Annotated in this window: 14 protein-coding genes; 13 read left to right on the top strand and 1 reads right to left on the bottom strand. The window is 66.5% G+C overall.

Annotation, left to right across the window (positions count from 1 at the left end; genetic code table 11):
- Nucleotides 1–123: 123 nt before the first annotated feature.
- Entirely contained in the window at nucleotides 124–675 is a 552-nt protein-coding gene (locus ACFW3F_RS14415) for an OsmC family protein (protein ID WP_388058429.1), read from the bottom strand.
- A 22-nt stretch (nucleotides 676–697) separates the two neighbouring features.
- On the opposite strand from ACFW3F_RS14415, the gene ACFW3F_RS14410 reads away from it, so the two are divergent.
- The 13 genes from ACFW3F_RS14410 (at nucleotide 698) to ACFW3F_RS14350 (ending at nucleotide 15,919) form a co-directional block, all read left to right on the top strand.
- The gene (locus tag ACFW3F_RS14410; protein ID WP_388058427.1) at nucleotides 698–1,816 is read left to right on the top strand and encodes a helix-turn-helix domain-containing protein; all 1,119 of its coding nucleotides are present in this window, start codon (nucleotides 698–700) and stop codon (nucleotides 1,814–1,816) included.
- A 192-nt stretch (nucleotides 1,817–2,008) separates the two neighbouring features.
- Nucleotides 2,009–3,397, top strand: coding sequence for an NtaA/DmoA family FMN-dependent monooxygenase (locus ACFW3F_RS14405; protein ID WP_388058425.1), 1,389 nt, complete (start codon nucleotides 2,009–2,011; stop codon nucleotides 3,395–3,397).
- A gap of 5 nt (nucleotides 3,398–3,402) precedes the next feature.
- On the top strand, nucleotides 3,403–4,620 hold the full coding sequence (locus ACFW3F_RS14400) for an acyl-CoA dehydrogenase family protein (RefSeq protein WP_388058423.1): 1,218 nt from the start codon (nucleotides 3,403–3,405) through the stop codon (nucleotides 4,618–4,620).
- Entirely contained in the window at nucleotides 4,617–6,557 is a 1,941-nt protein-coding gene (locus ACFW3F_RS14395; protein WP_388058421.1) for an ABC transporter permease, read from the top strand. Before ACFW3F_RS14400 ends, ACFW3F_RS14395 begins: the two co-directional genes overlap by 4 nt.
- The gene (locus ACFW3F_RS14390) at nucleotides 6,544–7,335 is read left to right on the top strand and encodes an ABC transporter ATP-binding protein (protein ID WP_388058419.1); all 792 of its coding nucleotides are present in this window, start codon (nucleotides 6,544–6,546) and stop codon (nucleotides 7,333–7,335) included. Before ACFW3F_RS14395 ends, ACFW3F_RS14390 begins: the two co-directional genes overlap by 14 nt.
- Nucleotides 7,332–8,051 (top strand): ABC transporter ATP-binding protein, encoded by a 720-nt coding sequence (locus ACFW3F_RS14385; protein WP_388058417.1) that lies wholly within the window; start codon nucleotides 7,332–7,334, stop codon nucleotides 8,049–8,051. The genes ACFW3F_RS14390 and ACFW3F_RS14385 overlap by 4 nt, the downstream gene beginning before the upstream one ends.
- A gap of 49 nt (nucleotides 8,052–8,100) precedes the next feature.
- On the top strand, nucleotides 8,101–9,294 hold the full coding sequence (locus ACFW3F_RS14380; protein ID WP_388058415.1) for an ABC transporter substrate-binding protein: 1,194 nt from the start codon (nucleotides 8,101–8,103) through the stop codon (nucleotides 9,292–9,294).
- Nucleotides 9,295–9,474: 180 nt separating this feature from the next.
- Nucleotides 9,475–10,512 (top strand): substrate-binding domain-containing protein, encoded by a 1,038-nt coding sequence (locus ACFW3F_RS14375; RefSeq protein WP_388058413.1) that lies wholly within the window; start codon nucleotides 9,475–9,477, stop codon nucleotides 10,510–10,512.
- 47 nt (nucleotides 10,513–10,559) lie between these two features.
- Nucleotides 10,560–12,068: a sugar ABC transporter ATP-binding protein gene (locus ACFW3F_RS14370; RefSeq protein ID WP_388058411.1), complete on the top strand. Its 1,509-nt coding sequence runs from the start codon at nucleotides 10,560–10,562 to the stop codon at nucleotides 12,066–12,068.
- Between the two features lie 14 nt (nucleotides 12,069–12,082).
- On the top strand, nucleotides 12,083–13,084 hold the full coding sequence (locus ACFW3F_RS14365; protein WP_388058409.1) for an ABC transporter permease: 1,002 nt from the start codon (nucleotides 12,083–12,085) through the stop codon (nucleotides 13,082–13,084).
- 29 nt (nucleotides 13,085–13,113) lie between these two features.
- Nucleotides 13,114–14,184 (top strand): zinc-binding dehydrogenase, encoded by a 1,071-nt coding sequence (locus ACFW3F_RS14360; protein WP_388058408.1) that lies wholly within the window; start codon nucleotides 13,114–13,116, stop codon nucleotides 14,182–14,184.
- A gap of 62 nt (nucleotides 14,185–14,246) precedes the next feature.
- Nucleotides 14,247–15,173, top strand: a complete 927-nt coding sequence (locus ACFW3F_RS14355) for a DUF4380 domain-containing protein (protein WP_388058406.1) — start codon at nucleotides 14,247–14,249, stop codon at nucleotides 15,171–15,173.
- A complete protein-coding gene (locus ACFW3F_RS14350) occupies nucleotides 15,170–15,919 on the top strand; it encodes an SDR family NAD(P)-dependent oxidoreductase (RefSeq protein ID WP_388058404.1) in 750 nt (249 codons plus the stop codon). The genes ACFW3F_RS14355 and ACFW3F_RS14350 overlap by 4 nt, the downstream gene beginning before the upstream one ends.
- Nucleotides 15,920–15,936: the final 17 nt, after the last annotated feature.

The raw sequence follows: 15,936 nt of genomic DNA, 5'->3' as shown, positions 1-15,936 counted from the left end.
ATGTAACGCAAACCTCTGTCATCGAACGGATGCCTGTCACGACCGACGCGCAGCAGAGTCAGCTCACCGCCGAAGTCCGGCATCGCCCGTCCTGTCCCGAGATCGGTTCCACCAGAACCACCGTCAGCGAGGGTCGACGTGCAGCTGTGACGTGATCGCTGTCGGTCGGCTGATCGTCTGTGCCACCGGTGATCCCGCTATCGAGCGGTTCCACAGGTCGGTCAGCGTCGACGCGTCTGCGTCGCCGGAGATGCGTCCCGACACCTGCAGCGCGCCGAAGCCCGGATTGCCGTCGGTCGCCAGTCCTGCCCAACGCAAAATGTTCTCGAACGTCCCGTTCACTCGCACCTCGAGGCTGTCGATGCGGATCCCCTGCGTCGTCGCATGCAGCACGACGCCGTCGGTGATACATGCGGCGACGGCCGAGAGCACGTATTCGTGCGGCGTCGGCGCCGAGTCCTGGGCGGTGAGATCGGCTGGTTCGTCGAATTCGATCGCGTGACCGCGCGCCGTCGCGTCGACGCGGAAACCGCCTCGCCAGATTGCATCGACCTGCCAGGGGCCGCTGAAGCCCGTCACCCGCTCCCGGTCCCCCAACCGAGCGGAGAGTTCACGACGATGTGCCGCGCTGATACCGTTCAGCGAATCGTCGTCTGAGTCCTGTACTCCGGTCACGGGACCAGCGTAATGGTCGACGGTGCTGCGGCCCACCGTCGCTCGGAGTGCTCTCCGGCGGCTACGGGCGAGAGTCATCGTCGACCCGGATCTCGGGGAAATGGCGGACTGGATGGAACTGGGGTCGGGCCCCGCACGGTCGGAGCAGACCGGTTGCGGCATAGCCGAACTGGATCACATACTCGGTCCGCTGGTGCCGGGGGAGAACGTCGTCTGGGGAATCGCCCCCGGATGTCGAGACGCCCTCGTCTGTCAGGTGACGTCAGGCGCCGGCGCCCGGGTACGCTCCGGGGATCTCGACCAACTGCCCCCGGGCGAATCCGCCGAGACCGCGGGCGTGTGGGTCGTGGACCTCACGCAGGTCGCGGCCGCAGATCTCGTTCGATCGTCCGCCGGGATCGGCGAGGCGGTGCGCGACGTGTTCGGTTCGGAATCGATCTGTCACTGGTTGCTCGACCGCGATCAGCTCGACAGCGCCGACTGGCTCTGGACGGTCCAGTGTGTGATGTCGGTGGACGCCGACGAAGTGGTCGTCCACCGCGCGGACGGGCGGCGAGCGGCGGACTCGGTGGTCCAGATCGGACCAACCGAGGGCATCGGCGCGAGCCGGCGTGCCTCGATCAGAGCCGGCCACCTGGGCCGGGGTATCCGTGCCGCCCGTGCCGAACTCGGTTGGAGTCAGGCGGAGTTGGGACGACGCGTCGGGGTGAGCGCGAGCGCGATCTCGCAGATGGAGCGGGGCCGACTCGGCTTGTCGCTGGAGACCGCGATCGAGGTCGCCGACCGGCTGGGCGTCGCCTTCGACGAGTTGCTCCGCGGACCCGGTACCAACCACATCGTCGTCGAAGAACGACCCGGGATCACCGGCGACCGATCACCTTCGGGTCGGGAATCGTCAGCGGATGCGCTGCCTCGCCTGCCGCTGCGGAGCAACATCGTGGTCCCGGGTGGCACGCTCATCCCGCCGGTGTCGGCGTCCGGGCGACTGACGCTTCTGGTGGGCAGCGGTGTGCTGCGTGTTGAGCGGTCACCGCAGCGGACGCTGGTCCGTGCCGGTGACATCGTCGCGATCGACCGGGCCATCGGGTGTGCGGTGACGAACGTGGGCGCTGCGCCCGCCGTGGTGTTCACCTCGGCCTGAGTGGGGATCGTTAGCACTTGTAACGGCTTCGGCTCGACTTACGAGAAGTGATGATTAATAGTCCCGGGGAAACAGCCGCCAACTTGTAAGTATCGCCTTTGCGCTCCGATACTGGCCGCAGCGATGTGCGGGTGCCGCCATGTGGCACCGCTGCCTCGAGCTTCGACCATGTTCGTGAGAGAAGGTTCCTCCGTGTCCAGACCGCCCATCTACAACGCGTTCCTCCATCTGACCCCGAACCACCACAGTCATGGGTTCTGGCGCACTCCTGAGGGTCGCGTGCAATACGGATACAAGGATCTCGATCCCTACATCGACGTGGTCCGCACCCTGGAGCGCGGCCGCATCGACACACTGTTCATCGCCGACGTCGTCGGCGTGTACGACCTGGACTTCGGCGACGGCTCGACGACCATCCGGGCCGGCTCCCAGTTCCCCGAGAATGATCCGATCACCATCGTCTCCGCGCTCGGCCATGTCACCAGCGATCTCGGAATCGCGGTGACCAGCAACATCATTCAGGACCACCCGTTCTCGTTCGCGCGCCGGTTGTCGTCGCTGGACCACTTCACGAACGGCCGCGTGGCCTGGAACATCGTCACGTCGTACCTGAGCAACGGTTTCCGCAACTACGGCTACGACACCATCGTCGGCCACGACGAGCGCTACGCCTGGGCGCAGGAGTACGTAGACGTCACCTACAAGCTGTGGGAGCACTCCTGGGAGGACGGCGCGGTCCTCCACGACGTCGAGACCGGGCGCTTCTTCGACCCTGACCGCATCCACACCATCGATCACGAGGGCCGCTGGTACAAGGTGCAGGGGCCTCATCTCGTCGAACCCTCACCGCAGCGGACCCCGGTGTTGTTCCAAGCCGGGAACTCGCCCGCCGGAAGAGATTTCGCCGCGAGAAATGCCGAGGTGACCTTCCTGCCGTCGATGAGTCCGGCCACCGCGCTCGACGATATCGCCATCCTCGACGACCACCTCCGTTCGGTGGGGCGGACGCCGGAAGCGCTGAAGAAGATCGTGGCGCTGTCCACCGTCATCGGCTCGACCGAGGAGGAGGCACGCCGCAAGCAGGAGTACTTCCGGGAGAACATCGATTTCGAGGCGCTGCAGGCATTCTGGAGCGGCGGCAGTGGGATCGACCTGTCCGCGGTCGATCCCGACACCCCGCTCGCCGAGTTGGCCCGCCGTGTTCAGCTCGGCGATCACGTGCAGTCGATCTTCCGTGCCGCTGCCGACGCGACTGACGACGCCTCGACCGTGTCGTGGCGTGACTACCTGCTCACCAACGGCCTTCTCCCGGGCAAGTTCGCCGGCACTCCGGAGCAGATCGCCGATCACGTCGCGGAGTGGGTCGCCGTGGGCGCCGACGGGTTCAACGTCGTACCCATCACCACCCTCGGCTGGTGGGACGAGTGGGTCGACCACGTGGTTCCGGTCCTGCAGGAGCGCGGATTGGCACAGCGCGAGTACGCGCCGGGAACCCTGCGCGACAAGATCTTCGGCAACGGAGACCGGATCGACGCCGGGCATCGCGTACATCAGGTCGGTCTCGCGTCGGCGGGGGTGTGAGACAGGTGATCACCGAGGACACCACCACCGCACGCGGTCCGGTGGCCGGGCGCTTCGACGCGATCCTGACACGGGTCGCCGTCGGAGCAGCCGAACGCGACGCGGAACGCCGTGTCCCGCACGATCTCGTTCGCGAGCTGACCCAAGCCGGTTTCGGCGCGCTGCGCGTGCCTCCCGAGTTCGGTGGTGACGGGATCGGCGTGGGCGAGCTAGCCGAACTCGTCGTCGACCTGGCGACCGCGGACCCGAACTTCGTGCAACTACTTCGTGCGCATTTCCTCTACACCGAGTCGCTGATCCATGCCCCCGCGTCGGAGTCCCGGTCGGACTGGCTGCGGCGCATCGGTAACGGCGAGCTGTTCGGTGGTGCGTACACCGAGAAGACGGCCTCCAACCAGACCCACTTCGCCACGACCATCGAGATCGACGGTCGCGGGCGGCGTGTGGTCAACGGTGAGAAGTACTACAGCACCGGTTCGCTGTACGCCGACTGGATCATCACCACGGGTGAGGGGCCGGAGGGAATCGAGACGGTGGTGCTTCCGGCCGCGGCCGACGGTCTCGAACTCGTCGACGACTGGGACGGCTTCGGTCAGCGGCTGACCGCCAGCGGTACCACGCGGTTCCGCGACGTCGACATCACCGACTCCCCGACGCTGCCCGCCGACGTCGTGCCGGGCAGTTATGGGACTTCACTGGCACAGTTCTGGCACATCGCCGCACTGGACGGCATCGCCCGGGCCCTGCATCGCGATGTCGTCGAGTACGTGCGAGGCCGCAAGCGGTACTTCAGCCAGGGCAGTGGGGCGTTGCCGCGCGACGACGCGGTCGTCCAATCCGTGGTCGGGGAAGTCAGTTCGGCCCGCTACGTCGCGGACACCATCACCCGTCAGATCGCCGCCGTGCTGGCCGACCTCGATGCCGCGATCGTCGCGGGTAACGCCACCGACGAGGACTACGACGCGGTCGAGATCGAGGTCTACCGCGCGCAGGTCAGTGTCGTCGACACGGTCCTGACCGCCGCGAACCGGGTCTTCGACGTCGGCGGCGCATCGGCACTCGGCCGGTCTCACGGGTGGGATCGCCACTGGCGCAACGCCCGGACACTGGCGAGTCACAACCCCACGCCGAACCGTCTCGTGAGCATCGGCGACCACGACCTGAACGGCACCTCGCCCTACCGGACCTGGCTGAGCGGCATCGACCTGCGAGGCCGAGGATGAACCTGCTGACCTACGCCTCGCTCGGGCTCTCGACCGGCGGTGCCTACGCCCTGGTGGCACTCGGGCTGGTCGCCGCCTACCGCGGAACCGGAGTCATCAACTTCGCTCAGGGTGCGCTCGGCATGTTCGGGGCCTACATCTTCTGGAAGTCCTACCAGGACGCCGGGATTCCGTTGGGATTCGCCATCGTGCTCGGTCTGGTGGTGAGTGCGGGCATCGCGATCGCCTTCTTCGCCCTCATCGGCCGACGCCTGGCTCATGCGCCGGCCATCACGAAGATCCTCATCACCATCGGGTTGATGCTCGTCCTGGAGGCGATCGTCCGGATCATCTGGACCAACCACCAGGAGACCGTCGAGCCGTTCCTCGTCGGCGGCGGTTTCGAGCTGGCGGGCGTCCGGATCCAGTCGATCAGTCTCCTGCTGGCGGCGGTGGCTGTGCTGGCGACCATCGGCCTGCATCTGCTCTTCACGAGAACCCCGTTCGGGCACATCACGACTGCGCTTCGGGACACCGACCTCGGTGCCCAGTCGATCGGTCTCAATCCCCGGCTGTGGGGGTCGGTGGCGTGGGGTCTGGCCGGTGTCCTCGCCGCGACCAGCGCCATCCTGGTGCTGCCGATCACCCAGCTGTCCCCGACATCGCTGACCACGCTGCTCGTGCCCGCCCTGGGAGCTGCTCTGGCCGCGCGCTTCACGAGCTTCCCGGTCGCGCTGGCGGTCGGGGTCGGCGCCGGGATCCTGGAGGGACTGGTGACCGGCCTCGTCAACGCACAGGTCGCGCGGGCCATCCCGTTCGTGGTCACCCTGGCCGTGCTGTTGCTGATCGCGCGGACCGACATGGCGCGGGGGACCCGTGAGGTCAAGGCGGTGTTCCATGTCGGCAGCGGACGCATTCGCTGGCCCTGGCTCGGAATCGGTGCGGTCCTGGTCCTGGTGACGATCTTCACCGCCGCCGGAACCGTGGTCGACGCGCTCAGCCTCACCGCGATCTTCGGCCTCGTCGCACTCGGCATCGTCGTATCCACCGGTTACACCGGCCAGGTCAATGCGCTGCCGCTCGGTGTCGCGGGAGTGACGATGATCGTCTTCGGCGCGGTCAGTCACTCTGGTGCGTCGCTGTATCTCTCGGCCCTCGCGGCACTTGCCACGGCGATCGTGGTCGCGCTTGCACTGAGCGTGCTGTTCGTCAATGCCAAGGTCTACGAGGTCACGATCGGTTCACTCGCGGTGGCCTCGATCCTGCAGACGGTCGTCTTCTCCGTCGACTGGTTCTTCAACGGGCGAACGGGTTGGACCATCGGTGACACGACGCTGTTCGGCATCGAGATCAGCAACATCACCGATCCCCATGCGTTCGCGGTCGTCGCCTGGATCGTCTTGCTGGTCGCGCTGGTCCTCGTCGCCAACCTCCGTTCGTCGGCCACCGGCCGCTACGTGTTGTCGGTGCGACAGGATGAGCGGCTCCCGGCCGCGCTGGGCATCGTCTCGGCCAGGTCCAAGCTGATCGGCCTGGTCGTGTCCTCGACGCTGTGGGGACTCGCCGGGGTGCTGTTCGCCATCCAGCGCGGCTTCATCTCCAAGGGCGACATCCGGCTGGAAGGTTTCGGCTACTCGGAATCCCTGGCGCTCATCGCCTTCGTTATCCTTGCCGGGGCAGGCCATCTGACCGGCGCGGTACTGGCTGGAGCATTCGCCCCGGGTGGGTTGCTGTCGAATCTGCTGTCGTTCACCCCGGACATCAACGACTGGCTGTCGCTGTTCTTCGCGGCCAACATGATCTGGATACTCACCACCGAGCCCGACGGGGTGGTCGGACAGTACCTCCGCATCCGGGACCGTCTGCGACGCAACCGTGCTCGGGCCGATGTGCCCGAATCGACCACCGCCGACGGCGGTCCGGACCGAGAGAACAGGACAGTCGATGCCACAGCTTGAAGTTCGGGATCTGTCGGTCGAGATCGGCGGGCATCGCATCCTCTCCGACGTGTCGCTGACCGTCCCGCCGCGAACGGTTGTGGGACTGCTCGGCGCCAACGGAGCGGGAAAGAGCACCACGATCGATGCGATCTCCGGCTACCAGAAGACAGTCGCCGGCTCGATCTCCGTCGACGGCCGTACCGTCGACCGCTTCGGGGCGGCTCGCCGGGCACGGGCCGGGATCACCCGCACGTTCCAGGACTACCTCCTGTTCGAGGATCTGACCGTCGAGGAGAACCTGTTGTGCGCGGCGGAGATCGGCGTGCGGAAGATCCTGGTTCGCGACCTGTTCCGGTTCGGCCGGCCGTCGGCCGCCGCGCTGGACACGGTCGAACGCGTCATCGCGGCACACGGATTGACGAAACATCGGACGACTCGCGTCGAGCAGTTGTCCCTCGGCTGGCACGCCCGTGTCAACCTGGCCCGGGCGGCGGCTCAGAGCCCGCGAGTTCTCCTCCTCGACGAGCCGGCCGCCGCGCTGAGTCTCGACGCCCGTCACGCCGTGGTCGAGACGATCGCGACGCTACGCGATCAGGACGGCCTGCCGATCCTGCTCGTCGAGCACAACCTGGACGTGGTCAGCGCCGTCTGCGATCTCGTCTACATCCTGGAGGACGGCAAGGTGGTGGCCTCCGGTCCGACGGCCGATGTGCTGGACAGCGACGAGGTCCGCACCATCTACTTCGGCGAGCAACCCGACGACGTGGAACTCGAGACCGCGGGGGTCACGGTATGACCGCCACGGCCGACGCGTCGACGTCGGTCCGAGCCGGTGGGTTGAGCGTGTCGAGGCTGACCGTGGACTACGGCAACGGCTCGGGGTTGTGGGACTTCGATCTACGCGTACGCCCCGGTGAGGTCACTTGCGTGATCGGGCGCAACGGAGCTGGGAAATCGAGTGCACTGCTGGGTATCTCCGGGTTCGTGACGCCCAACGGGGGCACCGTCGAGGTCGATGGCACGCAGCTGTCGGGCGCGCCGTACCGGCGTTGCCGTGAACACGTGTCGCTGGTGGTGAAGGGCCGATCGTTGTTCGGGAGTCTCACACTCGCCGAGAATCTCGCGCTTGCCAAGATCGACGCCGACGAGTTCTTCGGCCTGTTCCCCCAGCTGCGATCACGCCGGGACGTTGTGGCGGGCAGCCTCAGCGGCGGCCAGCAGCAGTTGGCAGCAGTCGGCCGCGCCCTGCTGCGCGACGTCCGGGTGGTGCTCCTCGACGAACTGACCTTCGGTCTGAGCCCCGCCGTCCGCGCACTGATCGCCCGGGTCGTGCGTGAGGAGGCAACCCGTCGGCAGCTTGCCGTCGTGGTCGTCGAACAACACGTCGAGACAGCGCTGGCCATCGCCGACCGCACGCTCGTGCTGTCCGAGGGCCGGACGGTGCTCGATCTGAGTACTGACGAGCTCGCCGCGCAGACCGGCGTGGTCGAGAACACTCATCTCCATCCCTGAACGCACTCGCCGGTGCGTCCCTCTTCGAGAAAGTAGCAGTGGCACAACCATGTTCAGAATCAAACTCCCCGTCGCCGCAGTGGCGTCCCTGGCCGTCGCCGCGGGCCTGCTGACGGCGTGCTCGTCGGAGGACACCTCCGACACGATCAATGTCGGCTTTGTCGCGCCGCTGTCGTCGTCGCCCTCGGCGTTCCAGGATCCGGCACTGGCCGCAAAGGTCGCCGAGAAGGCCGTCAACGACCAGGGCGGCATCAGCGGCAAGAAGCTCAACGTCATCGTCTATGACACCAAGGGCCAACCGGCCAACGTGGTCGCGGGTGCCCGCAAGCTGGTGAACGAGGACAAGGTCGTCGCGTTCATCGGTGGGAACAGCAACGACGGACTGGCCGAGATCGGCAAGCGGGCCGGTGTCGTGAACTGGTTCCCGATGGGTTGCGCTGCAGCCGATGTCGCCAACGAACTGTCCATGATCGCGGCGCTCAACTGCGCGGGTGCGGGACAGGGGACCTACCTCGGCGGTACGCGATTCAAGCCGCGCAAGGCCGTCTACGTCGCGTTCGCCGGCAACACGCCCTACATCGAGAACGCGAAGCTCGGTTACCGCAACGCGGGTGTGGACGACGTCGCGATCGTCGAGGTGCCGCCGGAGACAACCGATTTCGCGCCCATCATCGCCCAGGTCAAGGCGCAGAACCCGGACGTCTGGGGCGGTATGATCTACACGCCCGAGAAGCTGACCTCGCTCATCCGCGCGGCGATCGACCAGAACCTGCGAATCCCGTTGGTGCTGAGTAACAACGTGATGGAGGATGCGACCATCGAACTGGTCTCGCAATCGGGAATCCCGAACTCCGTGGCGCTGGAGAAGGGGGAGGACGCCGAGCAGTTCCCCACGTGGAAGCAGTACGAGGAGCAGCTCGCCAAGTACGACCCGCAGGGTGAGATCAAGACCCCGCACGACGGCAGTGTGACCACCGACTGGCTGGCGGTCTGGACCTTCGCCCAGGAAGCCCGCAAGCTCGACGTCGTCAACGCCGAGACCTTCCGCGAACACACCACCGGGTTGACCGACTTCCAGACCGACGTGTTGCACCCCATCGACTTCACGATCACCGATGGTCCGGTGCTGACCGCGCCGCGTCAGGCCAACCTGTGGGCCTTCCCGGGACACATCGCCGACGGGAAGATCGTCGTCGACAGCAAGGAGCCCTACAGTGCGTTCCTGAAGACGCCGGTCAGTTGATGGGGGACTGAGCGTCCACTCGGCATCGTCACGGCACGGAGACCTGTCGGCCATGGGCCGGCGGGTCTTCGTGCGTCTGCGGGTGGGGTTGGAGCTCGTCTCGAGCGGACAGCTGGCGACTAGACATTAATTAGTATTTATTCTTGACACTGCCGTGTGACCGGGGTTACGTTCACTGGCGTGTGGAAGACGACGAACAAGAGGTCATCGCCGACGATGCCTCATAGGCGACTCCGGTTGGCGCGCAGTGCGCTGGCGGTGACGGCACTGCTCGCGGTGGCGGTCATGCTGGTGACAGCGTGCGGAGACCGGATCGGCGCCAACGGCCGGATCGCGGTCGTGTACCTGAACGCCGAGGGTTACTACGCGGGTGTGAAAGAGGGACTGCAGTCGTCTCTGCGGGAACTTCCCGATTCGCCGCAGGTGGTCGAGACGAATGCCCAGTCCGACCCGTCTCAGGAGAGCACGTTCATCGACACCGTGAGCTCGGCCGGCGTCAATGCCCTGATCCTGTCCCCGACGTCGGCAGAGGCGTCGATCCCAGCCGTGCGACTCGCGCACGACAGCGGAATCCCGGTCATCTGTTACAACACCTGCTTGACCGACGAGGCCACGGCGGAGTTCGTCGACGCCTGGGTCCTGGGCTCTCCCCGCGAGTTCGGTGCGATCAGCGGCCGGCAGATGGGCGAGTACTTCCAGGCCCGCGGCGTCACCGACCCAAAGGTCGGGATCATCAACTGCGAGCAGTTCGAGGTGTGCATCGAACGGCGCGTCGGTTTCGAGGAGGCCCTGCGCGCGTTGGTCCCGGGTGCGGAAATCGTCGCCAATCAGCAAGCGCTGATGGTGGACGAGGCGGTCGAACGCGGCGGTCAGATGATCACCGCCAATCCCGACCTGGACGCCTTCTACGGTGAGGCCGGTTCGCAGACGGTGGGTGCTGTCCGGGCCGTCGAGGCCCGCAAACTGGCGGGCAAGATCGCGGTCTTCGGCGGTGACATGTCGACCCAGGTTGCCGAGATGCTCCGAGACGGATCGGTTCTGAAAGGTGTCGCCGACATCTCCGGGATCAAGGTCGGCGAGCTGACCGCGCAGGCCACCCTGGATGTGCTGGCGGGCAACAGACCCGACGAGCTCATCATCCCCGCACCCGTGGACGCCTACCTCGGTCCGCAGGACGGCGAGCGGTGGCTCGCAGCCCATCCCGACGGGATTCCGTGATGAATCCGAGGAACGACCGTCACCGTATCTCCGAGGAAGGGCTTGGCGTGTCCGACAAAGCCGAACTGCTGTCGATCTCCGAGGTCAGCAAGCACTACACGGGTGTGGCCGCGCTGACGGACGCGACGCTCACGATCAACGAGGGCGAGGTGCGTGCACTGCTCGGCCGGAACGGCGCGGGCAAGTCGACGCTGATCCGCATCCTGTCGGGCGTCGAACGAGCCGACAGCGGGCGGATCACCATCGACGGCAGCGAACTGCAGCCGGGTAGCGTGCGCGCGGCGAGTCATCTCGGGGTCGAAACCGTCTACCAGGAACTGAGTCTCGTACCCGAGCTCACCGTGGCCGAGAATCTCTTCATCGGTTCATGGCCCACGCGGGGGCTCGGCTCTGTCGACCACGACCTGATGCGTCGGGAGACGGTGGCCGTGCTCGACCGGCTCGGCATCGACATCGACCCGGATGCGCGGGTGTCCGGGTTGTCCCTGGCCGCACAGCAACTCGTGGAGATCTGCCGAGCCGTTCGGCGCAATCCACGGGTTCTCATCCTCGACGAGCCGACCTCCGCCCTGGCGGCGGCCGAGGTCTCCGTGGTTCTCGATGCGGTGCAGAAGATCTCCGACACCGGAGTCGCGGTCGTGTACGTCAGTCACCGGCTCGACGAGATCCGGCGCATCGCCCACTCCGCCACCGTCATGAGGGACGGCCACGTCATCGACACCGTCGAGATGGCGGGCACGAAGACGAGCACCCTGGTCACCATGATGGTCGGTGCCGAGTTCCGGGCCGCCGAACGGCCATCCCTGCGCGTCGTCGACCGCACGTCGCCGCCCGTGCTGTCGGTCAAAGGCCTGACGGTGCCGCCGAAGATCGAGGCAGTCGATTTCGATCTCTTCCGTGGCGAGGTCCTCGGGATCGCGGGACTGATGGGCGCCGGTAAGACCGAGCTGCTGCGCGCGGTCGCCGGATTCGACAAGCGCACACACGGTTCGGTGTCCCTCGATGGGAACGAGGTACCCGCGTCACGGCCCAGGACGATGAAGAAGCTGGGCGTCGGTATCACTCCCGAGGACCGCAAGAACGATGCGATCGTGCCGATGATGGGGGTGGACGAGAACATCGTCCTGTCCGACTTCGGCAAGGTTCGGTCGGGGATCACGTTGTTGCCGGACAGAATTCGTGATCGCGCGGTGCCGATCATCGATCGGCTCTCGATAGCGACCGCGACCCCGAAGACCCCGATCGTCAACCTGAGTGGCGGAAATCAGCAGAAGGCGGTGGTCGGCCGTTGGCTGCATGCCGATGCTCGGGTGTTGCTGCTCGACGAACCGACACGCGGCGTCGATGTCGAGGCCAAAGCCGGAATCTACCAACTGGCCCGCGAGCTCGCCGACGACGGAAAATCCGTGATCTTCGTGTCCGGAGAGCTCGAGGAACTTCCCCTTGTGTGTGACCGGGTGATCTGCCTTCACGGTGGGCGCGTGAGTGCCGAGTTCACCGGTGAGGAAATTACGGTCGACGCCATCCTTTCCGCAGCGATGGCAGCTGAAGCTTAGGAGTACGAAGGATCATGACAACCACCAACGCCGTGGCAGGTGCCGCGCCGGTATCGCGGTCGCGATTCCGCTCATACCAGCTCAACGAGATCGGCTTGTTCTTCGCGATCATCGTTCTTTACATCGTCTTGACTGCCACTGCTGCAGGCTTTTTCAGCCTCGACAACCAGTTGGGGATTCTGCGTGATGCCGCCACCGTCGGTATCGCCGCCTGGGGCGTCACACTCGTGATCATCGCCGGCGAGATCGACATCAGCATCGGTCCGGCGGTGGCCTTCGCGTCGGTCATCGTGGCCAAGGGCGTCGCCGAGTGGGGTCTGGGAGTGGTCGGCGCGGTGCTCCTCACGCTGGCGCTCGGCGCCGTATGGGGTGGTCTGGCCGGTTTCCTCCGAGCGCAGTACAACGTGCCGTCGTTCATCGCGACACTGGGATTGTGGAGCATCCTGGGTGGGCTCGCCCTCTACCTCACCAACGCCCTCCCGGTCGTCCTGCCGACGAGCAGCTTCTTCAACGTCCTCGGCGGCGACATCCTGGGCATACCGACGTCGGCGATCATCATGCTGGTCCTCTTCGCGGTCTTCGCCTACGTCGCCCGCTACACCGCCTACGGGCGATCGGTGTACGCGGTCGGTGGCAACCCGGCGGCCGCGATGCTCTCCGGTATCGACCTCAAGAAGGTCCGCGTGATCCTCTTCGCGACGACCGGCGTGCTGTCGGCCCTGACGGGAATCCTCGTCGCCGCCCGGCTCGGGTCCGGTAACGGCGGCGCCGCATCGGGTCTCGAGTTCGACGTGATCGCCGCCGTGGTCATCGGCGGGACGCTCCTGGCCGGCGGACGCGGGACCATGCTCGGCACGCTCCTCGGCGTCGTGTTCATCACCGTGATCGCCAACGGGCTGGTCCTCCTCGGAGTCAACTCGTTCCTCCAGAACGTCGTCCGCGGCGTCATCATCGTGGGCGCCGTACTCATCAACGTGATCATCAGCCGCCGCCGAGACAACACGAGAACCGCGTGACAGCCGCGTCTACTCGGAAGGGAACCACCATGGGTGACTCCGCCACACCGTCGACCATGTCGGGTGTGTATCTGCCCGGCAATTCGACGGCCGAACTCCGTCCGGTGCCGGTACCTCTTCCCGGTCCGCATCAGGTTCTCCTGGAGATGGGGGCATCGGGGATCTGCGGCAGCGACATCGGTTTCATCTACCGCGAGTACAAGGGGTATCGCGGGATCGACGGCCCCGCCTATCGCGGAGTGATCGCCGGTCACGAACCGTCCGGGCGCATCGTCGCCGTGGGTGAGGACGTCGACCGGTTCGCCGTCGGGGACCGAGTCCTGCTCTACCACATCGTCGGATGCGGATTGTGCGACAACTGTCGTCGCGGGTTCTACATCAGTTGCACGCGCACCAGAGCGTCCTACGGCTGGCAGCGCGACGGCGGCCATGCCCCGTACATCCTGGCCGAGGAGCGGACGTGCATCCCGCTGCCCGACGAACTCTCGTATGTCGACGGTGCGCTGGTCGCGTGCGGGTTCGGAACCGCGTACGAAGGTCTGCGACGTACCCGACTCAACGGCGACTCCGATCTGATCGTGGTCGGCCTCGGTCCCGTGGGGCTGGCCGCCGGGATGATCGGTCGAGGGATGGGGGCCGGCAAGGTCATCGGCGTGGAACCATCGTCGGCCCGCCGCGAGTGGGCGGATCAGCTCGGGGTGTTCGATGCGACACTCCCCGCCGACGGCGCCCTGGAGGCGATCGCCGAGCTGATCCCGGGCGGAGCCGGGGTGACCATCGATTGTTCCGGTAGCCGAGCCGGGCGATCGCTGGCTCTCGAGTCGGCCGCCGAGTGGGGAAACATCAGCCTGGTCGGCGAGGGCGGCGATCTCGTCACCGAGGTCTCCGACACCCTTCTGCACAAGCAGCTCACGATCCACACGTCGTGGGTGACCTCGTTGCCGGCTATGAGCGAGCTCGCGACGAACCTCGTGCGCTGGGGTCTGAAACCGCAGGATGTCGTGAGTGATTGCCTCCCACTGTCGAAGGCGGACGAGGCCTACGCACTTGCCGCCGGGAACAGCAAAGGAAAAGTCGTCCTCGTCCCGGACGAATCATGACCGCAGCGCGGCAGGGACCGCCGCGGTCGAGCGCAGCCAGGGACAGAGCGTGGGTCGATGTCGTGGACGGCAGCTCCTACCCGGTTGTCTGGATGGGCAACGACGCCATCACACTCGGTGTCGTGCCCGCTCTGGGCGGTCGCATTCTCAGTGCGCGTGTGGGTGATCGGGAAGCATTGTGGCGCAACCCAGAACTCCTCGGTGAGGACCTGCTCCCGGTGCCCGGCCACCAGCCCGCGCCGGTCAGCGGGCAGCTGGCCGACTGGCGGAACTACGGCGGTGACAAGACCTGGCCTGCGCCCCAGGGTTGGTCCGGGCCACAGGAGTGGGCAGGTCCGCCGGACCCGGTACTCGACTCCGGTCCCTACGAATTCATGTCATCGACCACCGGCGACCGCGTGACGCTCACCATGACGAGTGAGCACGACCCGCGAACGGGTTTGACGATGTCAAGGACGGTGTCCGTCGCCGAAGGCAACCGCTTCGTCGTCGATCTCACCGGCACCAACACCGGTTGTGAACCGGTGCAGTGGTCGCTGTGGAACGTCACCCAGCTACCGGGCGGGGGCGACGTGCTGGTCGCGGTGGACGACATGACGGTCGAACCGGTCGAACTGGCCGTCGGAACGCATGCACCGCAGTGGCAACCGGCCGGCGAGTCGACGGTGCGGGTGCCGGGGCAGGACGTCGTCGGCAAGCTCGGGTTCACCCGCGCGACCGGGACGATGTCGTATACGCGGAACGACCTCACGGTGACCTGGATGCACGACGTCGACTCGTCTGCGGATTACCCTGACGGCGGGTCCAGGACCGAGGTGTGGATGGAGTATCCCCTGTCCGCACCGCTGGATCACCTGGGCGGACTCAACCCCCCGGACCGCATAGTCGAGTGTGAGGTGCTCAGTCCGATGACTCGCATACAGCCGGGCGAGAGTGTGCGTCTTTCCGTGCTGACGGAGCTGACGGTCAACGGCGGGGAGGCGACATGAACAGCGACTCGCCCGTGGCAGTGGTCACCGGCGCGGCCGGGGGCATCGGCGCGGCGACGGCGGCGAGGCTGCATCGCGACGGCTTCCGGGTGGTCCTCACGGATCTGTCGGCAACCGTTCACGACGTCGCCGCCGGCCTCGACTCCGAGGGGAACACCGCTGTCGGGGTGACGTTCGACGTCACCGACGAAGCCGAATGGACGCAGCTCGCCTCGATGGTGACCGACCGGATGGGTCCGGTGTCCGCGCTGATCTCCAACGCCGTCGCGGTGGATCTCGCCCCCCTGCACCGGACCTCGACCGACAGCTGGCACCGTCAGCTCGAGATCACCCTGACCGGGACGTTCCTCGGGGTGCGTACGTTCATCGATGATCTCCGCTCGGTCGGGAACGGATCGATCGTGCTGGTGTCATCCGTGCACGCCTGGTTCGGCCTGCCCGAACGTCCCGCCTACGCGACCGCCAAGGCGGGATTGGCCGGGCTCGGAAGGCAACTGGCCGTCGAGTACGGCGGTGAGGTCCGGGTCAACACGGTTCTGCCCGGGCCGATCCTGACGGCGCTCTGGGATGATGTCTCCGAGCAGGACCGCCGCACGAGTGCATCCGCCACCGCGGCGGGCCGCCTGGGGCAGCCCGATGAAGTGGCGTCGGCGATCTCGTTCCTGGTCTCGCGCGACGCCTCCTACATCACCGGTGTCTCGTTGCCCGTCGACGGCGGGTGGACGATCAGCAAGGACTCCTCGTGATGCGTACCGGGTCACCT

Source organism: Gordonia sp. NPDC058843, assembly GCF_042743165.1.
Classification (GTDB): domain Bacteria; phylum Actinomycetota; class Actinomycetes; order Mycobacteriales; family Mycobacteriaceae; genus Gordonia.
The sequence above is the reverse complement of the archived record's forward strand: the minus strand, read 5'-3'. Positions and strand labels throughout refer to the sequence as shown.